The 25,361-nt window shown below is 65.9% G+C and carries 16 protein-coding genes; 8 read left to right on the forward strand and 8 right to left on the reverse strand.

What is annotated here, in order from left to right:
- Positions 1-10 precede the first annotated feature (10 nt).
- Positions 11-2,797, reverse strand: coding sequence for a vitamin B12-dependent ribonucleotide reductase (locus tag NT151_08395; protein ID MCX6538937.1), 2,787 nt, complete (start codon positions 2,795-2,797; stop codon positions 11-13).
- A 579-nt stretch (positions 2,798-3,376) separates the two neighbouring features.
- On the opposite strand from NT151_08395, the gene NT151_08400 reads away from it, so the two are divergent.
- From NT151_08400 to NT151_08435, 8 genes are read left to right on the forward strand one after another with little or no spacing between them, the layout of a single operon-like run.
- Positions 3,377-4,138 (forward strand): CPBP family intramembrane metalloprotease, encoded by a 762-nt coding sequence (locus NT151_08400; protein MCX6538938.1) that lies wholly within the window; start codon positions 3,377-3,379, stop codon positions 4,136-4,138.
- A 22-nt stretch (positions 4,139-4,160) separates the two neighbouring features.
- On the forward strand, positions 4,161-5,555 hold the full coding sequence (locus NT151_08405) for a hypothetical protein (GenBank protein MCX6538939.1): 1,395 nt from the start codon (positions 4,161-4,163) through the stop codon (positions 5,553-5,555).
- Positions 5,556-5,573: 18 nt separating this feature from the next.
- On the forward strand, positions 5,574-6,770 hold the full coding sequence (locus tag NT151_08410; protein ID MCX6538940.1) for a glycosyltransferase family 4 protein: 1,197 nt from the start codon (positions 5,574-5,576) through the stop codon (positions 6,768-6,770).
- A complete protein-coding gene (locus tag NT151_08415) occupies positions 6,767-7,837 on the forward strand; it encodes a methyltransferase domain-containing protein (protein ID MCX6538941.1) in 1,071 nt (356 codons plus the stop codon). The genes NT151_08410 and NT151_08415 overlap by 4 nt, the downstream gene beginning before the upstream one ends.
- On the forward strand, positions 7,834-9,027 hold the full coding sequence (locus NT151_08420) for a glycosyltransferase family 4 protein (GenBank protein MCX6538942.1): 1,194 nt from the start codon (positions 7,834-7,836) through the stop codon (positions 9,025-9,027). Before NT151_08415 ends, NT151_08420 begins: the two co-directional genes overlap by 4 nt.
- The gene (locus tag NT151_08425) at positions 9,027-10,292 is read left to right on the forward strand and encodes a glycosyltransferase family 4 protein (GenBank protein MCX6538943.1); all 1,266 of its coding nucleotides are present in this window, start codon (positions 9,027-9,029) and stop codon (positions 10,290-10,292) included. Before NT151_08420 ends, NT151_08425 begins: the two co-directional genes overlap by 1 nt.
- Positions 10,285-11,559, forward strand: a complete 1,275-nt coding sequence (locus NT151_08430) for a glycosyltransferase family 4 protein (GenBank protein ID MCX6538944.1) — start codon at positions 10,285-10,287, stop codon at positions 11,557-11,559. The genes NT151_08425 and NT151_08430 overlap by 8 nt, the downstream gene beginning before the upstream one ends.
- Positions 11,556-13,091 (forward strand): glycosyltransferase family 39 protein, encoded by a 1,536-nt coding sequence (locus NT151_08435; GenBank protein ID MCX6538945.1) that lies wholly within the window; start codon positions 11,556-11,558, stop codon positions 13,089-13,091. Before NT151_08430 ends, NT151_08435 begins: the two co-directional genes overlap by 4 nt.
- 72 nt (positions 13,092-13,163) lie before the next feature.
- Here the strand turns inward: NT151_08435 and NT151_08440 are convergent, their stop codons facing one another.
- The 7 genes from NT151_08440 to NT151_08470 form a co-directional block, all read right to left on the reverse strand.
- Positions 13,164-13,811, reverse strand: coding sequence for a hypothetical protein (locus NT151_08440; GenBank protein MCX6538946.1), 648 nt, complete (start codon positions 13,809-13,811; stop codon positions 13,164-13,166).
- Between the two features lie 7 nt (positions 13,812-13,818).
- Positions 13,819-16,752 (reverse strand): BamA/TamA family outer membrane protein, encoded by a 2,934-nt coding sequence (locus NT151_08445; GenBank protein MCX6538947.1) that lies wholly within the window; start codon positions 16,750-16,752, stop codon positions 13,819-13,821.
- Positions 16,752-20,801 (reverse strand): translocation/assembly module TamB, encoded by a 4,050-nt coding sequence (locus tag NT151_08450; GenBank protein MCX6538948.1) that lies wholly within the window; start codon positions 20,799-20,801, stop codon positions 16,752-16,754. The genes NT151_08445 and NT151_08450 overlap by 1 nt, the downstream gene beginning before the upstream one ends.
- Before the next feature lie 13 nt (positions 20,802-20,814).
- A complete protein-coding gene (locus tag NT151_08455) occupies positions 20,815-21,330 on the reverse strand; it encodes a biotin/lipoyl-binding protein (GenBank protein ID MCX6538949.1) in 516 nt (171 codons plus the stop codon).
- Positions 21,331-21,353: 23 nt separating this feature from the next.
- Positions 21,354-22,886: an acetyl-CoA carboxylase biotin carboxylase subunit gene (locus NT151_08460; GenBank protein MCX6538950.1), complete on the reverse strand. Its 1,533-nt coding sequence runs from the start codon at positions 22,884-22,886 to the stop codon at positions 21,354-21,356.
- Positions 22,887-22,989: 103 nt separating this feature from the next.
- Complete coding sequence (locus tag NT151_08465) at positions 22,990-24,534, reverse strand: acyl-CoA carboxylase subunit beta (GenBank protein ID MCX6538951.1); 1,545 nt, start codon at positions 24,532-24,534, stop codon at positions 22,990-22,992.
- A complete protein-coding gene (locus NT151_08470) occupies positions 24,531-25,340 on the reverse strand; it encodes a fumarylacetoacetate hydrolase family protein (protein MCX6538952.1) in 810 nt (269 codons plus the stop codon). The genes NT151_08465 and NT151_08470 overlap by 4 nt, the downstream gene beginning before the upstream one ends.
- Positions 25,341-25,361 lie beyond the last annotated feature (21 nt).

The raw sequence follows: 25,361 nt of genomic DNA on the forward strand, positions 1-25,361 counted from the left end.
CGTCAGCGCCCTACGCGCACCCGCTGGTCGAGCCGCAGTTGGCGCACTTGTAGCAGCTGCCGCTGCGCACCATGATGGCCCCGCAGAGATTACAGGGCGGCGCGTCTTCCTGATTCTGAATGGTCGACATGGCCGCCGCCTGCCCGCCAGCCAGGCCCTCGGCAGACGCGCCCACGACAGCCAGCTTCAGTTGTTCGCCGTCCGCGCTCTTCGGCGAATTCTCCACGCCCGGCTCCGGGCCGTTCACGCCCGCCCGGAACTGGGCTTCGGTCGACAGGAATTTCGTCGCCAGCCAGCGGAAGACGTAGTCGACGATCGACTTGGCGAAGCGCACCTGCGGGTTCTTCGTCATGCCCGACGGCTCGAACCGCATGTGGCTGAATTTCTCCACGAGCACTGGCAGCGGCACGCCGTACTGCAACGCGTAGGAAATGGCCTGGGCGAACGCGTCGGCAAATCCGGAAATCGTCGACCCTTCCTTGGCCATCACCAGGAACAGCTCGCCGGGCATGCCGTCTTCGTAGAGGCCGACGGTGATGTAGCCCTCGTGTCCCTGGATATCGAACTTGTGCGTGATGGCCTTCCGCTCTTCGGCCAGCTTCCGCCGCACGATGTGGGGTCCGGCTTTGGGCGCTGCCGCGGGGCCGGCCGCCTGACTCTTGTCCTTCGACGTATTGAGCGGCTGCGTGCGCTTGCTGCCGTCGCGGTAAATCGAGATGGCTTTCACGCCCAGTCGCCACGACTCGAGATACGCCTGGGAAATGTCCTCGACGGTCGCCTCCTTCGGCACGTTCACCGTCTTCGAGATGGCCCCCGAAATGAAGGGCTGGGCCGCGCCCATCATCTTGATGTGTCCCATGTAGTGAATCGTGCGCTGTCCCTTGGACGGCTTGAAGGCGCAATCGAACACCGCCAGGTCCTTCTCTTTCAGGTACGGTGCGCCCTCGATGGTCTCGTTCTTGTTGATGTACTCGACGACGGCCTTGACCTGCGCATCGGTGTACCCGAGACGGGTGAGCGCGGCTGGCACGGTCCCGTTGACGATCTTCATCATGCCGCCGCCGACGAGCTTCTTGTACTTGACGAGCGCGATGTCGGGCTCGATGCCCGTGGTATCGCAGTCCATCATGAAGCCGATCGTCCCGGTCGGCGCCAGCACGGTGGCCTGGGCGTTGCGATACCCGAATTCCCCACCGATGTCGATGGCGTCATCCCAGGACTGCTGAGCGCCCTCGAAGATGTCGCTGGGCACAAGCGCGGACGCGACATCGCGCAGTGCGTCGCGGTGCTTGCGCATGACGCGCAGGAACGGCTCGCGGTTCGGCTCGTAGCCGGCGAAAGGACCGCCCTGGTCCCGACTGATGCGGGCTGACTGCGCGTACGCCTCTCCGGTCATCAGCGCCGTGATCGCCGCCGCGTAGGCGCGGCCGGCGTCGCTGTCATAGGGCACGCCGCGCGACATCAGCAGCGCGCCGAGATTGGCGTAGCCCAGGCCCAGCGGACGGTAGTCGATGCTGTTGCGCTCGATGGCTTTGGTCGGGTAACTGGCACTGCCCACGACGATTTCCTGGGCGGTGATAAACGTCCGCACGGCCGCCTTGAAGGCCTCAACGTCGAACTCGCCCCGCTCGTCGGCGAATTTCATCAGATTGATCGACGCCAGGTTGCACGCCGAGTCATTGAGGAACATGTATTCCGAACACGGGTTCGACGCATTGATGCGGTCGGAGGCCGGGCAGGTGTGCCACTGGTTGATCGTCGTATCAAACTGCATCCCCGGATCGCCGCAGATGTGGGTGGCGTCGGCAATCATCCGCATCAGATCGCGCGCCTTGTACGTGTCCATGATCGTGTCGTGGTTGACCACGGCCCGCGTGTGCCACGGTCCGTCATCCACGACGGCACGCATGAACTCGTCGGTCGCGCGCACGCTGTTGTTGGAGTTCTGGAAAAACACCGACGCGTAGGCCGGTCCCGTGAAGGACCCGTCGTAGCCCGCGTCAATCAGCGCCCAGGCCTTGCGCTCCTCTTCGACCTTGCAGTTGATGAAGTCCACGATGTCCGGGTGCTCGGCGTTCAGGATGACCATCTTCGCCGCGCGGCGGGTCTTGCCGCCAGACTTGATCACCCCCGCGAAGGCGTCGTAGCCCTTCATAAACGACACGGGGCCCGATGCCGTGCCTCCGCCAGCGAGGATCTCGCGTGACGAGCGCAGCGACGACAGGTTCGTCCCGGTCCCGGATCCGAACTTGAACAGCATGCCTTCGGTTTTCGCGAGCGTCAGGATCGAGTCGAGCGTGTCCTCAACCGAGTTGATGAAACACGCCGACATCTGGGGGTGCTTCTCAATGCCGCAGTTGAACCAGACGGGGCTGTTGAAGCTGCCCTTCTGATACACCAGCAGGTGCTTCAGGTCGTCGCTGAAGGCCTGGACGGCCTCCTCGGTCGCGAAGTACTTCTGCGCGCGCGCCCAACCGGTGATCGTGTCGACCACGCGCCCGATCAACTGCCGGACGCTCCATTCGCGCTCGCTCACGCCCAGGGTCCCGCGGAAGTACTTCGAGACGACGATGTTGGTGGCCTGCTGCGACCAGAACTTCGGGGTTTCGACGCCGCGCTGCTCGAAGACAGCCTCGCCGCGTTCGTTGGCAATCACGGCATCGCGGGTGTCCCACACGATCTCGTCGAACGGATCGCGCCCGGCCACCGTGAAGTACCTCGAGTACTCCATCCCCGGCGCCGACGTCGCGGCACGCCGCGACGCGTCGCTGCCGGGATCAACCCCTTCGGAGCCCATCGCCCTGGTGTCCTGCGCCCCTCTCTGCATACGTCCTCCGACAACACAACGCCACCCTGGCCCCGACAGGCGCGTTGCCAACGACACTCAACCGCTGGTTGGTGACTGCGGCCCGGATTCTCCACCCGCGATGTCCGGCAACCGCGTGGCCAGAATGGCCAGTCCGCCCGTCGATCGGTGTCCCATCATCACGGTGCAATCACCTGCAGCGCCGATGCGCTGCTGACATCCCGGGAACCTCGCCGATCCTCGGTACGAACCCGCCGTCCTGTTCTGACTTCCACTGGCGAGAAGCTGGGAGATTCTCGCGCACCCTTATCTGATATCGAAGCGTCAATATGCGCTGGCCAGGCCGATCTTGTCAAGCGGAATTACACCACATATAGTGTCCCATGATTAGGGCGGACGCAATATAGTGTGTATTATGGCGCATTTTCACATTTTTCGCCATTTGTTCGCTTTTCGGTCTGCTGTAGAGTTTAAGACGCCCCTTCCAGGGTTTCGGTTGCAGGACGGCGGCTGATGGCGGCGCGCCGCCACTTCGGGCCGCGCGTAACCGCATGATAGAGTCACTGGATTGTGCAAGATCCCGTAACGGCGTCGGTTCCGGTCGTGCCGACGGCCCGGACCGCGACGCCACCAACGCTTGCCGCGCGGGTCTCCGCGCTGGTTGAGGTTGTGCTGGCCTCTGGATTCCCCACGCAGGTGGCGATCGGGCTGCTGCTCGTCGGGGCCGGCCTCGATGCGCACGCCCCAGGCGGCCGCCTTTCAATGACCTACGTGGTGACGCTGTGGCTTGTCGACGCGGTTGTGCTGGTCGGCCTCATCGTGGCGCTCGTCCGGCTTCGCGGCGAGCGCCTCAGCGTGCTGTTGTTCGGTACGCGATCGATCCTGCGCGAGGCCGGGCTGGGCCTGGCTCTGGTACCGGTGGTCTTCGGGCTGGTGATCGGGGCCCTGGTCACCGTGCGCCTGCTGTGGCCGGGCCTGCACAACGTCGCGATCAATCCATTCGAAGACCTGATCCAATCGCGCAGTGATGCCGCCATTCTCGCCACCGTCGCCGTGCTGAGCGGCGGCATCAAGGAAGAACTCCAGCGGGCCTTCGTGCTGCGCCGCTTCGAGCAGCATCTCGGCGGCGCGCGGGTCGGTCTCGTGATCTTCAGCGTGGTCTTCGGCGCGGGACACTTCATCCAGGGATGGGACGTGGGCGTCGTCACGACGCTGCTCGGCCTCTTCTGGGGCATCCTCTACCTGAAACGCGGGAGCTTCACCGCCTCCGCCGTGAGTCACTCTGGCTTCAATGTGGCGCAGATTGTCCAGTTCGTGGTCTTCGGATCGTAGCGCCCGGTGGATCGCCCTCCTGGTGCTGGTCGCCGCCCTGTCGATGCCGGGCGTGACGACGAGGCTCTATGCGGCCGACGAGGTCGAGGCGTTCTCGTTTCTCCGATCGCTCTGGTTCGATCACGACTTCTCGTTTGACAACGAGTACCGCCACCTGTACGAGAGCCGGGTCATCACCGACGAAGGTTTCCGACTGACGTTTCTCGAGTTCACCACGGAAACCGGGCTGCGGCGAAACTTCAGCACAATCGGCTGCGCGCTGCTGTGGGCACCGTTCTACGCCGTGGCGGATGCCGGCGTTCGCGTCGCGCGCGGGCTGGGCTACGCCGTCGAGGCAGACGGCTACTCGAGGCCCTATGTCGCGGCGGTGTGCTACGGCTCCGCGTGTTACGGCGTGATGGCGCTGGTGCTGGCGTTCGCGGTCGCGCGGCGCGTGCTGCAGATCGGCGGGATGCGGGATGCGGGACCGGCGGCCGCCGCCACGTGGGCCGTGTGGCTGGGGACGCCGCTGCTGTTCTACATGTACGTGGCGCCTCCGTATACGCACGCGGTGTCCGCCTTTACCGCTGCCGCCTTCGTCTGGGCATGGCTGATGGTGCGGGAGCGCTGGTCGCCAGGCGGCCTGGCCGTGCTCGGCGTGCTGGCCGCGATGATGACCATGGTCCGCGAGCAGGATGCCTTTCTTGCGCTGGGGCCTGGCCTCGACTTCGCCTGGTCGCTGCGGCGGCGCCCCAGGCCCCGCCTGCTCGCCTCAGCGCTCGCGTTCTCTGGAGCGTTCGCGCTCACGTTTCTTCCTCAAGCCGCGGCCTACCTGGCGCTCAACGGACGGCTTAGCCCATCTCGACTGGTCAGCCGGAAGATGAGCTGGACGGCGCCACACGCGCTGGACGTGCTGCTGTCGCCGGAGCACGGCTACGTGTGCTGGACGCCGCTCGCGCTGCTGGCGATGGTGGGCTGGGTGATGATGCTGACGTGGCGTCTTCCGCCATCCCCCGCCAACCAGCACACGCGGCCGCTGCGCTGGCTCGGCCTCTGCATGCTGGTGATGGCGCTCTCGCAGATCTACGTCGCCGGATCGGTTGAGAGCTGGACGGTCGCTGGCGCGTTCGGTCAGCGCCGTTTCGTCGTGTTGACGGTGCTGCTGGTCGTCGGGGTCGCGGTGCTGTATGCCCGGGCCCGCACACGCCTCGCGCGCGCCGCGCTCTCGCTCGTCGTGGTCATGAGCGTGTGGTGGAACCTCGGCCTCATGGTCCAGTTCGGCGCCGGCTGGATGGACCGCCAACGCCTCGATCTGCCGAAGAACGCCTACAATACCTTCGTCACCGTGCCACGGCGACTGCCGGAGATTGCCTATCGCTATCTCTTCGAGCGACAGAGCTTCTACCGGAACGCCACGGTGCCAGACGGCACGCGCTGACGAACAAGACGGGGTCCATTGCGCATTCGGTACTTGGCTGATATTCGCTTCCCGTTGGAGCGCGCCAATGGCGTGCAGACGATGGAGACGTGTCACGCGCTGGCACGCCTGGGCCACGACGTGCACCTGGTGGTGCGACCCGATCGCTTCACGCCCGGGCGTGATCCGTTCTCGTACTACGGCCTGCCGCCGATGGCGTCTCTGCACATTGAACAGGTCGCGACGCCTCGCCATCTTCCGGCGCGCCGCCTCGCGTACCTTGCGCAGGCGATCCGGCGCACGGTCTGCGCGAACGACACCGACGTCGTGCTGACCCGCGATCTGGGACTGGCGGCGCTGCTTTTGATGCTCCCGGCGCGCTGGCGTCCTCCGGTCGTGTATGAGTCGCACGGATTCGCCCCTGCCGTCAGCGCCGAGATGCCCACGCTTCACGCGGGCGCACCTGAGGCTGGAGGCGCGAAACGCCGGCGTCTCGACCGACGCGAACAGCGTGTATGGCGTCGGGCCGACGCGTATGTCACGATCACGGCTGGGCTCGCGCGCGAACTGGAACAGCGCTACGGTCCTCGCCCTCGCCTTGCCATTATCCCGGACGGCGCGCGTCTGCCTGTGGCCGGCAATCGATCCGATCTGGTGCACCACGCTCCCGACGCCACGCCGGTCGTCTGCTACGCGGGTCATCTGTATCCGTGGAAGGGGCTCGACGTACTGGTCGGCGCGCTCGGCCAACTGACCGACATGCGTGGGCTCATCGTGGGCGGCCTCGAGGGTGAAAGCGACTTCGCCAGGGTGAAGGCCCTGGCCGAGCAGGCGGCGCCGGGCCGCGTGGAGTTTGCGGGCATGGTCGAACCGCCGCGTGTCGCGGCCCTCCTGCAGAGAGCCGACGTGCTGGTCGTTCCGAATCTGCCCAGCCGGATATCGGCCGCTTATACGTCGCCGCTCAAGCTGTTCGAGTACATGGCCTCCGGCCGTCCGGTGGTGGCGTCCGATCTGCCGGCGCTCCGGGAAGTGCTCCGGCCTGATGACAACGCGGTACTGGTGGAGCCTGGAAGCGTCGACGCCCTGGCCGCGGGCATCCGGCGCGTCGTCGGCGACGCGGCTTTCGGTCGACGACTGGCGGCGAACGCGCGTCGCGACGTCGCCGAGTACACGTGGGACAAGCGGGCCGAACGGCTCGATGCCGCCCTGACGGCGGCGATGGAGACGCGCGCGTGATCTCGTCACGGTTGCTGACCCTGGTCCGGTGTCCTGATTGCGGCGGAACGCTGCGCAGCGGCCAGCCCGAACTGGTCTGCGCGGCGTGTGGTCGCCAATTCGCGACATCCGCGGAGTACCTGGTGCTGCACCCCGGCGTGAGTTACGCGGAACAGACCAAGTACCTCGACGAGGCGCTGCACGCCGACGCACGGCACGAACACGTGTCGCCGCCGCTCCTGTCGGCGAAGATCCGCAATGACGTGCTCCGGCAGTTCCTCGCACCGGGGTCGTCCGACACCGTGATCGATCTCGGGTGCGGCAGTGGCAAGGCCCTCGTCTGGAACGCCGACATGGGCGCATACCAGGTTGGCATCGACGTCAGCCCGTACTTCGCGCGGGAGGCCCGAGCCGAGATCGATCTGGTGCTTGGCGACCTGCGCCGGCTGCCGTTTGCCACCGGCGCGTTTTCGAAAGGCTATGCGCTCGACGTGTTCGAGCACGTGTCGCACGAGACGCTGGTCGACGTGCTGCGCGAAGCCGCACGCGTGCTGGCCCCTGGCGGCGCGCTGTTCGTCTACAGCCACGTGAGGAAGAACTCCCGGCTGGCTGGCGGTCTCAAAATGGTCAATGCCCTGGCGGGCTGGCTCGAACGCCGCGGCCTGATGGATCTGTCGCGCGAGCGGCTGCGAAAATCCGATCACCTCAACCCGCTGGCGGACATTCCCGATCTCGAGGCGGTGGTCGCGTCGGCCGGATTCCGGATCGCGCGCATCCGGTACTACACGCCGGCGGTCGGGGCGGTGGTCGAGAACATCTTCATGAGGCTCGCGGAGCACTGGCTTTCCCGACGCGCGGCCCGACGCGCGGCGTCAGCCGGCCGCGCCATCGACACGGCCGAAGCCGCCCGGCAGGCGCGTTCGACCGCCAAGGCGCGGGTGGATGGCCGGGGTCTGCCCTACATGGCGTTGCGGCTGACCACCTGGGCCATGACGCTCGACATGCTGCTCTTTGGGCGCGTGCGCTCGGGCCCGTTCTTTGCCCTGCTGGTAAAGGACGACGCGACCAGCAAGGAGCGGCGCCGGTGAAGATCCTGTATGTGGCGCTCGACCAGCGGGTCCCCGGCACCACCGGCGGATCGGTCCATGTGAGGTCGGTGGCCGACGGCCTGGCGGCATTGGGTCATGACGTCGACGTGCTCACCACACCGGGCGACGGGCCGTTTCCCGCCGGCCAGGTCCAGTGGCATGCCATGTCGCCGCCGTTCGGGATGCGTCATCTGCGCGGCCTGCGTGCCGCCGCGGTCGCCCGCATGGCCTACCGCGTCGGCGCCGAAGTCGTCATCGAGCGCTACCACAACTTCGGCGGGGAAGGCATCCGCGCGGCCGATGCGACTGATGCGCTGGCGGTACTCGAGGTCAATGCCCCGGTCATCGACTATCCGGGGTCGCCGAAAGCCTGGTTCGACCGACTCCTCGTTGTCGAGCCGATGCGTCGATGGCGTGAGTGGCAATGCCGGCGCGCCGATCTGGTCATCACACCGACCGCCGCCATCATCCCCGCGTTTGTGCCGCCGGACCGCATCGTCGAAATCGAGTGGGGCGCCGACACTGAATCGTTCAGGCCAGGCGCCGAGGGTCAACTGCCGTTTACCAGGGAACCGGGCGCAGTCCTCGCGGTCTTCGCCGGGGCCTTTCGCGCCTGGCACGGAGCCATCAATCTGGTCCGTGCCGTCCGCGCCCTGCGTGCGCGCGGCCGGAGCGGTCTTCAGGCCGTCCTGATTGGCGACGGCCCCGAATGGCCGCGGGTCAAAGAGGAAGCGTCGCACGTGCCTGGCATCACGCTGACCGGCGCCGTTCCGCACGATCAGATGCCGGCCTGCCTGGCTGCCGCCGACATCGGCGTCGCGCCCTTCGATCTCGAGGCGCACCCGCCGCTTCAACTCGCGTTCTACTGGTCGCCGCTCAAAGTGTTCGAGTACATGGCCGCGGGCCTCCCGGTTGTGGCACCGGCGATTCCCCGCCTCGCCAGCATCGTGCGGTCACACCAGGAGGGCCTGCTCTACAATCCCCGTGAACCCGGCGGTCTGGCCGAAGCGCTCGGGCGCCTGGTCGACGATGCCGCGTTGCGGCGGACGCTGGGAGCCGCGGCGCGCGAGCGTGTGGCGACGTCGTTCAGCTGGAAGGCCCACTGCACGCGACTCGACAAGGCGCTCACCGCGGCGCTCGACGCCCGTGTGGCGTCGGGCCAGGGCCCTGGCGCCAGGCACACGTCCTGATGCGCATCCTCATCGCGACCGACGCGTTTCCTCCTCACTGCGGCGGCAGCGGGTGGAGCACGTACGAGCTGGCGCGTGGATTGCGCCGGCATGGCCACGAACTGATCATCGTTCAGCCGCGTCCGGGACAGGCATCGAGCGGCACACGCGACTATGATGGCTTCGGGATCGAGGAGATGGCATGGGCCGCGCCGCGCGTGCCGTTTGTCAGGAATGTCTTCAAGAACGAGCGGCTGTGGGCGCAGCTCGCGGTGCGCATCCAGGAAGTGGCACGGGCGATCGGCGCCGACATTATCCACGCGCAACACGTCTTGACCGCTCCAGCCGCGGTGGAGGCCGGGCAGGCCTTGGGGATCCCGGTCGTCTGCACCGTGCGCGACTACTGGCCCGTCTGTTATTGGGGGACGCTCATCCACGATCCGCAGTCGGCCACACTCTGTCCGGCCTGTTCGGCGGGCATGATGACGCGGTGCGTGCGTCCACGCGCCGGAGCAGCCTGGCCAGCGGCCATTCCGTTCATCCCGTACATGCGGGGCAACCTCCGGCGAAAGCAGCAGTCCCTGGCACGCGCCGATGCGATTGTGGCCGTGAGTTCGACGATCGCACGGGATCTGGCGGACCGGTCCGACCTGTTGCGGCATGCCCGGATCGAGGTGGTGCCGAACCCGGTGGACATCACTGGCGTGCGCGCCGCGGCTGCCGGCACCACGGCGCCCCTTGAGGAGCCGTACGCCGTGTTTGTCGGCAAGCTCGAGGTGAACAAAGGCGCGGCTTTCCTGCTGCCGGCCGTCGAGCGTGCACGTCTGCCCTGGCCACTGGTGGTGGTTGGCGATGGCGCCTTGCGCGATCAGATGGAGGCTTCGGCCCGGCGGCTTGGGCGGGACGTGCGGTTCACCGGGTGGCTCGGGCGTGACGAGGCGCTGGCCTGGCTGGCGCACGCATCCCTGCTGGTGTTCCCGTCATACGGCCCGGAATCGTTGAGCCGCGTCCTGCTCGAATCGGCCTCTCTGGGTGTTCCGATGGCCGCCATGAACACCGGCGGCACGATCGATATCGTGCAGCACGAACAGACGGGGCTGTTGTCGTCGACGCCGGACGAACTGGGCGATCACGTGGCGCGGCTGGTGGCGGATCGGGCGCTGGCGGCGCGATTGGCCGCTCAGGCTCGCACCCACGTCGATCGGCATTTCGAGGCGGCGTCGGTCGTCGCGCGCATCGAGGCGATCTACGCCGCGGTCGCCAAGCGAGGGACGGCGCATGCCTGACCGCACTGCCTTCCCGGCCGGCTTGAGACTCGCGATCATCGCGCGATCGGTGGCTCCGCTGCACGGCATCGGCGGCCTGGAGCGGCACGTCGGCGATCTGGTGCGGCACATGCTCGAACGAGACGTCGAGGTGACACTCATCACGCGCGGCGTCACTGACCCCGAACAACTCGCGAATCTGACCCACCCGCGTCTGGTCGTGCACGAGGTGCCGTATCGCACGTTTCCGCTGGCCGGCCGCCGAGGTACGACCGTGCTGGATCGCTCGACGGCGTATCCGCTGTTCGGGTATCGCGCAGGACGCGTCGCGGCCAAGCTGGCTGAAGGTGGTCGCCTCGACCTGGTGTACGGACACGGCGCAAGCGCGCTCGGGTACGCGATGGTGCATCGACGCCGGCGGCACATGACGCCGCCCTTCGTCTTCAACCCGCATGGCCTCGAGGAATTCGGCGGCATCGATGGTACGTATGGCGGACACACCTTCAAGCGGATCGGATACGCTCCCCTGCGAGCCGCCGTGCGCCTCTGTGCCAGGACGGCCGAGCGCGTGATTGCGACGGATCGCGCCATTGAGCCCGCGATCGTGCGTCATCTCGGGATCGCCGAACAGAATATGCGCCTGGTCCCCAACGCGGTTGACCTGCGGCGTGCCGAGCAACTGGCGGGACCACAAGAGGGCGAACGGATCCGGGAGCACGATGGGATCGCCCGCGACGAGACGATCCTCCTCAGCGTGGGCCGCCTCGAACACAACAAGGGCTTTCATGTGTTGGCCGACGCGCTGGCCACGATGGCAGACATCCCCTGGCGCTGGGTCCTGGTAGGCGACGGATCGTTCCGTCCGGTGATTGAACGGCGATTGCGTCACTCGGGGCTCATCGATCGGGTCATGCTCGTCGGGTCACAGGGTGAACCGGCGCTCCATGCGTGGTACGAAGCCGCCACGCTCTTTGTCCATCCCACGCTCTATGAGGGCAGTTCGATTGTGACCCTCGAGGCGATGGCGCACCGACGGGCCGTGGTCGCAAGCCATGCGGGCGGACTCCCGGACAAGGTGCGGGACGGTCACACCGGCTGGCTCGTGCCGCCAGGGGATCCCGGCGCGCTGGCCGCCGCGTTGCGCCGGGCGCTGGCGGAGCCGACGCGCCTTCCAGAAATGGGTCTCGCCGGACGAGCCCTGGTTGACGCAGAATTCTCCTGGACCGTTGTGACCGACCGCCTGCTGGCGGTCTTCTCGGAACTTCTCCAAGAGACGAGGACGTCGTGACCGAACGAGAGTGGCGAGAATCGTCTGACATCAAGCCGTCCGTGCTGGTCCTGCTGGTGGTGGTGGGCATCGGGTTCACGCTCCGGTTGTGGAACATCAGCACCGGCGTGCCGTTTGCGGTCGGCATCGACGAACCCGCAATCATGTCGACCGTGGTGCGCATCCTGCAGTCCGGCGACTACAATCCGCACTTCTTCGAATACCCGACTGGCGTCGTCTACTTCCAGCTCGGCGTCGCGGTCGTCCAGTTTCTGACGGGCGCGATGCGCCACGCCTGGAACGCCGTGGAACAGGTCGGTATGGCCGATTTCTACCTGTGGGGTCGAGTCGCCACGGCCACGCTGGGCGCTGCCACCATCGTTCTCGTGCACCAGGTCGGGATGCGCTGGGGGGCACGCCACGCGCTGTTCGCCGCGGGGCTCTTCGCGGTGATGCCGCTCCACGTGCGCGAAGCCCACTTTGCGCTGACCGATACGCCGCTCGTCTTCTGCGTCACGCTCACGTTGCTGCTGTCTCTGCGCGCGCTCGAGAAGCCCGGGACCCTCACCTTCGTCCTGGCCGGGGCCGCGGCCGGCCTCTCGGCTGGTGTGAAGTACAACGGCCTCTACGCGGCCATCATGCCGCTTTGTGCCGCGCTGATGGCCGGATCGACCAGAAAGCGCGCGGCCATCGACGTCGTGCTGGTGGTCGTGTCCTGTGTGGTCGCGTTTTTCGTGACGACGCCGTATGCCATTCTCGATCTGCCCCATTTCCTGAACGGGTTCGGTACGCAGACCCGGGCATTCGTGCCCAGGCAGCCTGGCGGCGATTCAACGGCCCTCATCTATGTCCAGCATCTGATCGCGAATCTCGGCTGGCCGGCCTTCCTGCTGGCACTCTACGGCCTGGGACTGAGCACGGTGCGCATGTTCCAGGGCCCGGGGCACGTGCGGTTTGTGTTGCTGGTGATCTTCCCCCTGGTCTTCTTCAACCTCATCACGGGTTGGAGTTTCCTGTTTGCGAGGTACGCGCTGCCGATCGTGCCGTTCATGTGCCTGTGGGCAGCCATCGCCACGATTTCCGGCGTCAGTCTGCTGCGCCGGTTCGACATTCCGCGGGTCGTTCGCACGACACTCATCGTGGGACTGACCGTCGCGGCGCTGCTGCCACCATCGGTGAAGTCGGTGCGGTGGGTTCGCGACTTTGGCACGAAGACGACGCAGTCGCTGGCCTACGAGTGGATTATCCACAACGTGTGGTACCAGTCGAAGATGGTGTCGGAAGCCCGGGGATTGGATCTGCCTCCCGAGCGCTACAAGTTCAGCACGGTCAAGTCGCTGGCGGGCCGCGACCCGGCCGCGCTCCTCGCAGAGGGCACCGAATGGGTCGTGCTGTCGTCGGATGCGTGGGGCGGCGCGACGGAATCCGGTGGGGCGCCGCCGATGCCCGCAGCCTATGCGGGGCTGGCGGCTGCCGGCACCGAGGTCAAGGTCATCGAGCCGACGCCCGCGAACCCCGGGCCCGTCATCCGCATTCGCAAGCTGTCTCACTAGAGACGGTTTCATAACCTGCGTACGGCAGCTAGAGCCGGCCGCAGGAACGGGTCATGAAACCGGTAGCAGGATTCAGCGGACCGGCAGGTACAATTCGTTCACGTCGGCCCTCCGGCGCAGACGGGCCAGCCAGGCGTCGATGGCCTGGATGCGGCGACTTTCCTGCAGGCTTTCCTGCACGAGATCCCGGGCTTCCTCCAGCGTGAGCTGTCGGCCGTCTCGGGTGAATCGACCTCTGTTGGCCGAGTAGTACTGTCGCAGTTCCTCGTCTGTTCCGGGCAGCATCGACTCAAACCGCTGTCTCAGGTATTGCTGCACGCGCACGGTATCGCGCACGAACCGCTTCGCGCCATCTTCGTCGAGCCCGAGCGACGCCAGCGCCGAGGCAGCACCCTTTCCGCCGGCGAGCTTCTTGCGAATCTCTGAGAACGCGGGTTCGACGTGTGCCAGGTCAGGATCCGGCGTTTCGTAACGATTGACCTCGTCGAGCACCAGTTGTCGATCGACGAGCCACTGCATCGCGACGGCCACCGGATCGCGGGCATCGTGGGTATCGACCAGGCCGAACATGATGGCCGTGCGCGCATCGGACAGGGTGATCACGGATCCGGACACCACCGCGATGACGCGGTCGAGCAGTTCGCTCGCACGGACGCCCGCGACGCAGACCGCCAAGGCCAGCACAACCGCGAACACGCGCACGCGACGGCTCTTGTCCATCTCTACCCTAGAACGCCTGGCCGATGCTGATGTGCAGCGCCAGACGGCTCTCTGAATAGGTCCCAAACGACTGCAGCGTGCCCAGCTTGAATCCCAGATCCACACGCAGAGGCCCTACCGGCGATTTGTACCGGAGGCCGAACCCGGCCGAGGTGCGCAAGTGCGTCACATTGAGGTCGGACACCTGGCTGAACACGTTGCCGACGTCGAGAAACGCCGCCACGCCCACATCCCTCCACACCGCCATCCGCAATTCGCTGTTCAGCACGACTTCCGCGTGACCGCCTATCGGCACACCGTCCCGGTCGAACGTATCGGGGCGACCGAGCCGATCGAGCTGGAACCCACGCACCGTCGTGTCGCCGCCGGCGAAGAATCGTTCGTTGGCTGGCAGATCACGCACATTCTCGTACGTCGGCTGGCCGTCGGAGTTGAGCACGGGTTGGCCGCTGGCGTCGAGCACCTGAACACTGCGGCGAAAACCGGTTCCCAATCCGAGCCGGGCCCCGGCGGCAAAGACGATGCGCCGGCTGGTCGGCAGTTGCCGGTACATGAACGCCTGGCCGAACAGTTTCGCAAGCCCCACCTCGGATCCGATCTGCCGCAGCGCCAGGTCCCCACTGATGCTGACCAGATTCCCCTTGCCGGGATCCAGCCCATCGTCGCGTGTGTCGCGGACCGTGGATGCCGACAGGATCGACAATCGCACCTGTGGGAACAGGCGGTCGATCAGTGGTCGGTCGATCGCGTTGATGCGATCGTCGAAGATCTCGTTGCGCTCGAAGGAGTACTGCCCGAGCAGGCTCCAGCCGCTCGCCAGGCGCCCACCGAGATCGATACGCGCCGAACGGCGCTTGTACCGGAAACTGGTACGACTGCCCTGCTCCAGCACGGCGGAGACCTGCAGGTCGCCGCGGGTATTGAGGAACCGCGGTTCGCGGTACGAGCCGATGACGCGGTACTCGAGATTGGTCATCGTGATGGTGACCGGGGGCACCAACGGGTTGCTCGCGTCGGTCGCCCCATGCCGCCTGAAGGACACCCGGCTGAAGAAGTTGACCGATCGGTTCTTGCCCCACAGATTCCGGCGCCCGATCTCGAAGAAGCCGCGGGGCGCGAATTCGTTGGTTTCGACTCTCTGAAACTCGACACCACCGCCATAGCCCAGCGTCATGGCCGGCGCCTCCTCGACCGTCACCAGCACGTCGCTCAGCTGTTCCTGTCCATGCTGCAATTCCGAAATCGTGACTCGCCGGAACAGACCGAGCGCCGCGAGCTTGCGCTGACTCTGCCTGACTTTCTCGTCGCCGAGCGGTTCGCCGGACCGAATCTCAAGCTCCCGCCTGATCGTCGCCTCGCTGACCCGTTGGTTGCCAACCACGAGGATCCGATCGACGATGACTCTCGGCCCCTCCTGAATGACAAACCGGATGTGGACGTCAGCAAGGCCATCGGCGGGCGGCGGATCGACGCGCACATGGGCCCGTCTGAAACCCTGATTGAGGTACTCGGTTTCCAGACGGTCGCGGTCCGCGTCAATGGTGGGCTGGTAGTAGGGCATGCCCTCGCGCTGAGTCAGGATCGCGCGCAGGGCGGACTCGGGCAACTGGTCGCGTCCTGCAAAACTGATCGCGCGCACGGTCATCAGCGGGCCTTGGTTGATGGCGACCGTGATCGTGACGGCGCGTTCGCCCGCATCCGATCCCGATATGATCGGATTGGCGATGATGCTGACGTCGGCATACCCTCGCTGCAAGTACGCCTTCTTCAGAGCCGCCAGGTCCGCATCGAGTTGCTCCTTCACAAACGGCTGACCCCGAACGATCCTGATGAGTGGCTTCAGCGCGCTCTCCGGCACCCCTTCGGTGCCCGTGATCACCACGTCCTCGGCCACGCGATACAGCGGCCCACGCTTGACGTTGAATTCAACTTTCAGCCGATCGTTCGACTCGCTCACCGTGAACGGTGCTGACGCGTCGCGGTACCCGCGGGCCGTCAAGTATTCCTTGATGCGCCCCTCCGAATCTTCGAGCAGATCCTGTTCGACCGACCCTTCGCGTTCGATCGGCACCAGGTCGGCGCGCACGGCCGGCGGCAGTTCGTCGCCGATGAACACGAGCGACACGAGCAGGCCACGTGTGACGGCGATCACCACATCCACCGCGTCCCGGTTGCTGTTGATGGTGGGGAGCGAGTCGGCCCTGGCCTGGAAGTAGCCTGCCCGCCGGAGGGCGGCGGCGTAGGCGTCGAGCCGGCGCTTCAAGGCGGCGGGTTCGTATTCGGATCCTTCCAGGAGATTCAGTTGCTTGCGCAGCGTGTCCACGACAGCGGCCGGGGACCCGCGGAATTCAAGTGTGCTGATCCGGGCCCTGGATCCTGCCGTGACATCGAAGATCAGATCTCCGGCGCCCGCCTCGACATCACCGAGGGGCACCGGACGCACCGCCGCTTGCAGGTACCCCTCGGTCGCGTAGAACTCCTCCAGCGTTCGTGCGATGTCGATGCTGCGACCGACCGGCGGAGTCGCACCGAACCTGTCGGCGACCAGACCGCGCAAGGCGCTTTCTGGAAGGCCCAGCGAGCCCCGGAAGACGATGCCTCGCAGGTCGCGCAACGGGAGCAGCACGATATCCACGCGCACGCCGGCTCCATCGGCTGTGGCCTCGACCCGGACGTCGATGTACCGCCGCAGCCCCATGATGTGCTGGATCGTGTCGCGGACGGCCTTCATCGAGAGCAGATCGCCGCGATGAATCTCGATCAGGCTGATCAGCTGTTCATCCTGAACGATGCGGCCGGCCGAGACGATGCGGAGATCGGACACGGGGCGGCCCACCCATGACGCCACGTCCTGCGCCACATCCTGCGCGGAGGCCGGCGACGCCAGCGCGACGCAGAGCAGGAGTACGAAGGCTGAGCCCCATCTGAGGCGGCGCGCCATCACCGGAACACCCGGCGCACGCGCACATCAAGCGCGTAGGTCTTGTCTTCGTTCTGGGTGAGAATCCACGACAGCCGGTCCGACTGATCGTATTCCAACAGGATGATCTGGTCGCGCGCGGTCGACGACAGGCTGCGGGAGTACGTCACGTAGACACGGTCGGAGATGCGTTTGCCAATCGTCAGCCGCGCCCCGGCTGAGAAGTGCATCGACTGCTGGGAGGGATCCACCAGCATCGGCGAAATCTGGAACGTATCCACCCCGAACGTCTGCTCGACGACTTTCTGGACGTTCGAGGAAATCGGGCTCGCCAGCAACCGGGTCGCCCGCGACACGCCGATCAACGTCTGCTGAGCGGAATTCGGCGATTGCAGGGCCCGTAGTTCCGCATCCTGCGTCGATCGCGTATCGCCGAATACCAGCGACAGGATGTCAAGTTCGGGCAGCGGCGGATCCGACGACAGTTCGTGGTCGATCCGTTGCAGGTTGCCGAACACCCTGAGCGTGACGCGGTAGGTCTGCCCTGGCGCCCGCGCCTGGGTCTCGGCCTCGACGTCAAAGTACGGATCAAACTTGCCGGGATTGACGAAATCGAACGTGCCCCGCGTCACCACGTAGCGGCGGCCCTCAAAAAACACGTCGCCATGTTCGACCTCGGCGCGGCCGAAGACGAGCGGCCGATCGAGCGTGCCGCGAAGCGTCAAGTCGGCGCTCGATGTAATCCGCGCCGCGTTGTTGTCGATCTCGAGCGACGATTTGGCCAGCAACTTGACATCGAATCGCAGTGGGAACCCCAGCCCGCCGGATGTCCCGGACGCGGGTGACGCCCCACCGACGGCCAATTCCAGCCCGCCCGCAAGGTCCATGCGTTTCGTATACGAGGCATGACGGACCGTGACGGTGCCGCTGAGCAGGGGGTCGTTGATGCTGCCGCGCAACGCCAGGTCGGCATCGACCAGCGACCGCAGGCCGGCCGGATATCGTAACTCCATCGATTCGCCGTTTGCCGTCACATCCAACTGGGATGGCCACAGCCCACGGAGCACGACGCGGCCGGCAAATTTCACGTTTCCCCCACCGACCTTCGCCACGACCTCGTCAAACCGGATGCTGTTGTCGGCGAACGTGATTTTGCCGTTGAGGTTCTCGATGGCGTGCGGCAGGAACATGTGCCGAAGCCGCCCATTGTCGAGAATCGCGCTGCCACCGATCTGGGGGTGATCGATGTCTCCTGTCACATCGGCCGTGAGTGCGACGCGTCCCGATCCCCTGATGTTCCCGGAGAACAACTGCAGGATGCCAAGATTGGCATCACCCTCGGCGTGGACCCCGACCTGGCCTCGTCCGAGATCAACGGTCCCGGTAATACCGAGTTGTGTCTGGTCTCCCGTCAGCTTGAACTGGTGGATCCGAACCGTATTCTGATCCACACCGATGTCGATGACGCCATTGTTCCGGAGCGGGTAGTCGAACAGGCTCAGGTCGATTTTATCGATTGTGGCCCGCGCGACAATGCCGTCGAGTTTCCCGAGCGTGCCGCTGATGTTAACGGTGCCGCTGACAATCGCCTTGGCAAACGGCGACAGGTTCGCCGCAAAGAGCCGCGCATAGGGATCGAGTGACGTATCGGTCACGCGCAGCGTGATGTCGCCCGGATAGCTCAAGCTTCGGCGGTTCACCGTGCCGACCATCGACGCCGCGAGCCTGGTCGAGCCTGCCTGGAACTCGAAGTTGACGTTGTCCCCGCGCATGCCGATCTTGCCGTTGACTTGGCCGATCCCTTCGTCCCCGATGTACAGATCGCGAATGCGGCCCGTGACGTCGAACTCGATGGTGGCGAACACACCGCTTCCGGCGGCCGAGAAGTCGAGCACGCCCGTCAACGGGGTCTTCGGGAAACTCAGCGCGTCAACTGTCTCGACGGGGATCTGGCGCCCATCCGCGTTAAACGAATACGTGCCGCCCCAGGTGATGTGCGCGGCGGCACGAATCAGCCCGGTCCCCTTCCGGATCTCGACGCCGTCGAATCGAACGCCCGTGCCTTCAAAGCGCACCGCGGCGGTGGCACTGGCGAGTTTTTCGCCGTACGCCTCGGCGGACGAAATGTCGACGCGGCCGAAGCCGAAGGGCTCCTTGTACGCGCCATACAGGTGGAATTCGCCCGAGAGCCCTCCCTCCAGCAGATACTCATCCAGGTCGAACGCATGACGCAGGTCCGGCAGCGGCCATTTGTCGGCCGTAACCCGGGCATTGAACTCCTCGCCACCGTCTGAACGGGGGAATCCGAGCGAGAAGCGGCCCTCGATGCGCATCTCGGCGTTGCCCTTGCGGAGAATCGCGTCGGCCACGTCGGCATAGGAGTTTTCAACCGTCACGTGGCCCTGGCCGGTGCCCCACTCGACATCCCAGGCGCGCATCCGCCGGCCAGCCATCGTGCCCTCGATCCGCGGCTTGGACACCGCATTCAGCAGAACGCCGTCAAATGTCCCCACCCCGCCGACTTCAGTCGGTCTGGTCTTCGAGCCAAACGCCGTCATGATGCCCACCAGCAGGCGATCACTCTCCTGCCAGTCCGAACTGGTCACATGGAAAGGGATGATCGAACGCTGGCCGTATGCAGTCCGGCCCTTGAACTCGACGTAGGTCGTACTGCTTGCCAGGTGGCTCGGCGCAAGATCGATCCACTCCGGCCCAAACCCATAGTGGATCTCGCCGCCAAACGGCACATGGCCAAGCGGCGGAAACGGATCCCCGTACACATGGGCGAACGAGGGCTCGGGCAACACGGCCGGAAGGGCCCGGCTCCGCAGCGTCACCCGGGGCGGCGGCTCAATGGTCACATCGCCGAAACCGGTATGAAGGGAATACCCGCCGATCGGCCACTCCAGCAGGTTCCGGCCCGTCGCGCGACCGGCCAGCCGAAGCCCGTCAAATTCCATGGCGTCGGAAAACTCCGCGAGGTCGACGCCTTCATACGTCGCATCGAGCCGGACGGTGCCAGGCGTCTTTCCGCCAAGCGGACTCATCAAGTACGTCAGGGCCATGGACCCGCCGTAGAAGCGCGAACGGGCTTTCGTCACCTCGAACCGCCACGGCGTCCAGGTTACCGCCCCCTCGATATCGGGAAAGCGGTACCGATTCACGCCCGCTTCGGCACTCCAGAAGTTGCCGGCCACCTCGTGTCCACCCTTGAACAGGCGGAAGATCCCCTGGAACTGCATCACGCCTGACAACGTGAACTGATCGTGCGCCCAGAAGATTTCCCGAATGCGCGGCATCTGGATCGTCGACCGCACCGTGAAACGCATCTCGGGCCAGTGGCCCACGTCGACGATGCCGGTGCACAACGTCTGAGCCCCGGACGTGTTCAGTTCGATGCGCTCGAGCAGGATCTTGCCGCCGTCGACCTTGAACCACGTGTTCATCGCCGCCGACATGGGCTCGTACCGGCCGATGGTGATGACGCCCCCCGACGATCGCGCGGTCCCGCGGTACCCCACCAGCTTCATCACCGTGATGTCGAGGTTGCGCGCAACCGTACTCCAGTTCCGGTGATCGTCGAAGGTGAACTGGCCCCGATAGGCGTGCACGTAACTGGCGGACACGCGGATCGGACTGGAGCCACTCCCCGGCGAATCCGACTTGAGTCGCGGCAGGTTGTTGCGATCACCCGGCCAGGTCTCGACCGCCGCCCGCCAGTCCGAGATCTCGACGCTTTCGACCACCAGCTCGCGGCGCAGGAGCGACCACAGCGGCATCGACACGACGATTTCCCGCGCCTCGAAAAACGGCGCGTCCTTGGGTGAGAGCCCCTCGATGACGATGTCGTGTACGACGAACCGGCCGCCGAACAGGCGAATCGACAGCGCCCCGATGTGCATCGGTCGCCGCAGGGCGTTGGTGGCCGCCGATTCGGCCCGCTTGCGCAGCCCCGGCCCGAGCTCGACACTGAGGCTGGTGACGATGCCGGCGGCGATGAGAGCAAGCGCGAGCACCGCGGCCCTCTTCGAGTGTCGCAGCACGCCGCGGGCGAGGTCCTTCAGTGTCATGTCCGCACAGGTCCTACTCGACGACGACGAGCAGGCGGCCGGCCTCGACCGAAGTCCCCTCGGTTATGAACACGTCGACGATGCGACCGTCCTTCGGCGAGCGCAGCTCGTTCTCCATTTTCATGGCCTCGACCACCACCAGCCCCTGCCGGGCCTTGACCTGGTCGCCTGGCTTCACCAGGACCCGTACGACTTTGCCGGGCATTGGCGCCACGACCTGCTGAGTCCCGACGGCCTGGGCCGCCTGAACGCCGCGCCCGCCGAACCGGCCCGCGCCACTGAGCCGCCGCACCGTCGTGATCCCGCTCGCCAGATGCACGCTGAGATCGCCATGGGGTCCCGCGGCTGCCACACCGACCTCGTGGCTGGTGTAGCCGGTTCCCGGGAGTATCAGCGAATAGGTGGCCCCGTCGACAACCGCCGCGTCTGCCAGCCACGTCTCTCCGTCACTGGTCACGTGATACTGCCCGTCTTTGGTTTCGACGATGACGGTGCGGGTTCGGCCGCCGATGTCGATCTGCAATTCCATCGCGTGCTCCGGCACGAGTGCGGTCAGCGAAGCCCCTGCGCGCGGGCGTGCCGCTTCCAGTGGCTGTCCTGCACCGCAGATGCCGCGGGCGCTTCGGCCGACATCTTCTGGGTCATGGCATGCACGGCTGCAGCCACGATGGCGAGGTGCTCGTCTTCGGGAGGCACCTCCTGAAACGGCTGCCCGTTGCGACATGCGAGCGCATGATCAATGAAGGTCGTGTCGAACCGGCCGGCCTGAAAGTCCGGATCGGTCATCAACCACCGGAAGAACGGAATCGTGGTCTTGATGCCGCGCACGTCGTATTCGCCGAGCGCCCGTGCCATCCTCGCGATGGCGGTCGGTCGATCGACCGCCCAGGCCGAGAGCTTGGCGATGAGCGGGTCGTAGTAGACCGGCACGTCGGCCCCGGCCACCGCCCCGCTGTCGTCACGACGGATGCCTGGCCCTGCCGGCACGCGCAGGGCGGTGACCCGTCCGGGCGACGGCAGGAAGTCGCGGTCCGGATCCTCCGCGTAGATGCGGCATTCAATCGCATGCCCGTGGGGAACCAACGCCTGCTCAGGATCCAGGTCGAGACGCTCGCCGCGCGCAATGCGAAGCTGCCAGTGCACCAGATCGGTCAGCGTCACCAGTTCGGTGATCGGGTGTTCGACCTGCAACCGCGTGTTCATCTCGAGGAAGAAGAACTCGCCATTCTGATCCAGGAGAAACTCGATCGTCCCGGCATTCGTGTAGCCCACGCGTCGCGCGACCGCGGCCGCCGCCGCCGCCAGCGACGCCCGTGTCCCGGGATTCACCTGGAGCGACGGCGACTCTTCGACCACTTTCTGATGGCGGCGCTGGATCGAGCACTCCCGCTCCACGAACGGCACGACGGTGCCGTGGTGGTCACCGAGTAACTGGATCTCGATGTGGCGGGGCCGCATGACACGCCGTTCGATGTAGACGGCCGGATCGCCAAACGCCGACAGCGCCTCTGATCGCGCGGCGCGCAACGCGCTGGCCAGTTCGGCCGGGTCGGTCACCGTGCGCATGCCCTTGCCGCCGCCGCCCGACACCGCCTTGATGAGGATGGGATAGCCGACCTCGGCCGCGATTCGCGCCACATCGGCCTCGGGCACCTCGGGTCCGAGCGGCTCCTTCGTGCCGGGCACGACCGGCACGCCGGCGGCGATCGCGACCGCGCGCGCCGCGGTCTTGCTCCCCATCAGATCAATGGCCTCTGGCGTCGGGCCGATGAAGATCAGTCCCGCATCGCGGCAGGCCCGGGCAAAATCCGGATTCTCCGCCAGGAATCCGTACCCAGGATGCACGGCGTCGGCCCCCGAACTGCGTGCGACGTCGATGATCTTGTCGATGCACAGGTAACTCTCGCGCGGCGGGTTTGGTCCGATCGCGTACGCCTGGTCGGCATGGCGCACGTGTTGACTGGTGCGATCGCACTCGGAGTACACGGCCACCGTCTTCAGGCCCATCTCGCGGCAGCCCCGGATGATGCGGACGGCGATTTCGCCGCGGTTGGCGATGAGGACTTTGGTCAGCGGTGCAGACATGCCGTAGTTATTCTAGCCCGAAGCACACGTGAAGGCCTGATTCCCGTTGGATCGGTCCTTGCGATGGCACAATCACTCCCGGAGTGATTGCTCGGAGTGATTGCTACAGCGGGATGTTGCCGTGCTTCTTGGGCGGGTTCTTCTCGCGCTTGTTCGCGCAGGCCTCGAGCGCCGAGATGATTTTGCGCCGCGTCGTCCGCGGCTGGATCACCTCGTCGACAAACCCGCGCGCCGCAGAGATATAGGGATTGGCAAACGTGTCGCGGAACTCGGCCGTCTTCTCTGCACGTCGGGCCGGCGCATCGGCCGAATGCTCCAGTTCGCGCCGGTAGAGGATGTTCACCGCGCCCTCGGGACCCATCACCGCAATTTCCGCCATCGGCCACGCATAGTTGAAGTCGGTGCGGAGGTGCTTGCTCGACATCACGCAGTAGGCACCGCCGTACGCCTTGCGCGTGATGATCGTGACCTTCGGCACCGTCGCCTCGGCAAATGCGTAGAGCAGCTTCGCGCCGTGGCGGATGATGCCGCCGAATTCCTGCACGGTCCCTGGCAGGAATCCAGGCACATCTTCGAGCGTCACCAGGGGAATGTTGAACGCATCGCAGAAGCGCACGAACCGCGCGCCCTTGACCGACGCATCGATGTCGAGCGTGCCGGCCAGATGCGCCGGCTGGTTGGCCACGATCCCGACCGACCGCCCTCCCATTCTCGCGAACCCGACAATGATGTTCTGCGCAAAATACCGATGCACTTCGAGGAAGTACCCGTCATCGACGATCGTGTGGATCAGGTCCAGCATGTCGTAGGGCTGGTACGGTGAGGCCGGCACCAGCGTGTCGAGCGATTCGTCCTCGCGGGTCGACGAATCGGTCAGCGGACCGCGCGGCGCATCGTCCAGATTGTTGGCGGGCAGAAACCCGAGCAGCTCCCGGATGAGCGCGATGCACTCGCGATCGTTCTCTACGGCAAAATGCGCGACGCCGCTCTTCTCGTTATGCGTCATTGCGCCGCCAAGCTCTTCCTTGGTGACGTCCTCGTGGGTCACCGTCCTGATGACGTCCGGCCCGGTCACGAACATGTAGCTCGTGCCCTTGACCATGATGTTGAAGTCGGTGATAGCGGGCGAGTACACCGCGCCGCCGGCGCACGGGCCCATGATGGCCGAGATCTGCGGCACCACCCCTGACGCCAGCGTGTTGCGCAGGAAAATGTCGGCGTAGCCGCCAAGCGACATCACGCCCTCCTGGATCCGCGCGCCACCCGAGTCGTTGAGCCCGACGATGGGTGCGCCCATCCGGACCGCCAGGTCCATCACCTTGCAGATTTTCTCGGCGTTGGTTTCCGACAGCGATCCGCCGAAGACGGTAAAGTCCTGCGCGAACGCATAGACGGAACGCCCCTCGACTATTCCGTGTCCTGAGACGACGCCGTCGCCGGGAATCACCTGCTCCTGCATCCCGAAGTCCCGGCAGCGATGCGTGACCAGCTTGTCGAGTTCTTCAAAGGTCCCCGGGTCGAACAGCTCCAGTATCCGCTCGCGCGCGGTCAACTTCCCCGCCTCGTGCTGCCGCCTCAGTCGCTCCTCGCCGCCGCCGAGTTCGGCCTGTCGCTCGAGCGCCGCCAGTTTTTCGAGGGACTCCTTCACGCCTTCGCTCCTTTGACTCGCGCCCCTAGCCTGGCCCTGACCGGATTGGTCAGCTCCCCAACGCCCTCGACCTTGATGGTGACCGTGTCGCCGTCAACGAGCGGCCCGATACCGGATGGCGTGCCGGTGGAGATCACGTCACCGGGCAGCAGCGTCATGATGGCGCTGATGTACTCAATCAACTCGGCCGCCGAGAACACCAGTTGGTTGGTGCGCGAGCCCTGACGCTTCGTGCCGTTGACCCAGCCTTCGACGGCGAGATCGGCCGGATCGAGTCCGACGGCAATGCACGGCCCGAGTGCGGCAAACGTGTCGAACCCCTTGACGTGCGAGTACTGGTACCCGCGGTTCTGCATGTCGCGCGCGGTGACGTCGTTCGAACAGGTCACGCCGAGCATGTACCCGCTGGCGTCAGAGGCGCTGACGCGGGTGGCCCGCCGTCCAATCACGATGCCCATCTCCGCCTCGTGATCGACGCGCCCGACTCCGGGTGGCAACTGGATCGACTCGCCCGGGCCAACGACGGCGGTCGACGGTTTCAGAAACAGCATCGGCTCCTTGGGCAGCGGCTTGCCCTGCTCGGCTGCATGGTCCTTGTAGTTCAGACCGATCGCGACGATCTTGGTCGGTTCGATCGGCGCGAGCAACGGCACGGCCGGAGCAAACGCACCCGCCTCCCCCTCGGCAATGCGATCCCCGAGCGTGTAGCGCCCGAACAGATCGCCGGCCACCAGCCTCAGGATGCCGTCCCGCTCAATGGCGTGCCGGGGTTCACCCTTCCACAGAATCCGGTAGATCCGATCCATTTGTCGGTCCTCGCTCGCGAG

The organism is Acidobacteriota bacterium (genome assembly GCA_026393675.1).
Taxonomy (GTDB): domain Bacteria; phylum Acidobacteriota; class Vicinamibacteria; order Vicinamibacterales; family JAKQTR01; genus JBAXOX01.

Coding starts and splice junctions, on each gene's coding strand:
- NT151_08395 (MCX6538937.1), bottom strand. CDS start 2,797: ATGGGCTCCGAAGGGGTTGATCCCGGCAGCGACGCGTCGCGGCGTGCC.
- NT151_08425 (MCX6538943.1), top strand. CDS start 9,027: ATGCGCATCCTCATCGCGACCGACGCGTTTCCTCCTCACTGCGGCGGC.
- NT151_08430 (MCX6538944.1), top strand. CDS start 10,285: ATGCCTGACCGCACTGCCTTCCCGGCCGGCTTGAGACTCGCGATCATC.
- NT151_08440 (MCX6538946.1), bottom strand. CDS start 13,811: ATGGACAAGAGCCGTCGCGTGCGCGTGTTCGCGGTTGTGCTGGCCTTG.
- NT151_08445 (MCX6538947.1), bottom strand. CDS start 16,752: ATGGCGCGCCGCCTCAGATGGGGCTCAGCCTTCGTACTCCTGCTCTGC.
- NT151_08450 (MCX6538948.1), bottom strand. CDS start 20,801: ATGACACTGAAGGACCTCGCCCGCGGCGTGCTGCGACACTCGAAGAGG.
- NT151_08455 (MCX6538949.1), bottom strand. CDS start 21,330: ATGGAATTGCAGATCGACATCGGCGGCCGAACCCGCACCGTCATCGTC.
- NT151_08460 (MCX6538950.1), bottom strand. CDS start 22,886: ATGTCTGCACCGCTGACCAAAGTCCTCATCGCCAACCGCGGCGAAATC.
- NT151_08470 (MCX6538952.1), bottom strand. CDS start 25,340: ATGGATCGGATCTACCGGATTCTGTGGAAGGGTGAACCCCGGCACGCC.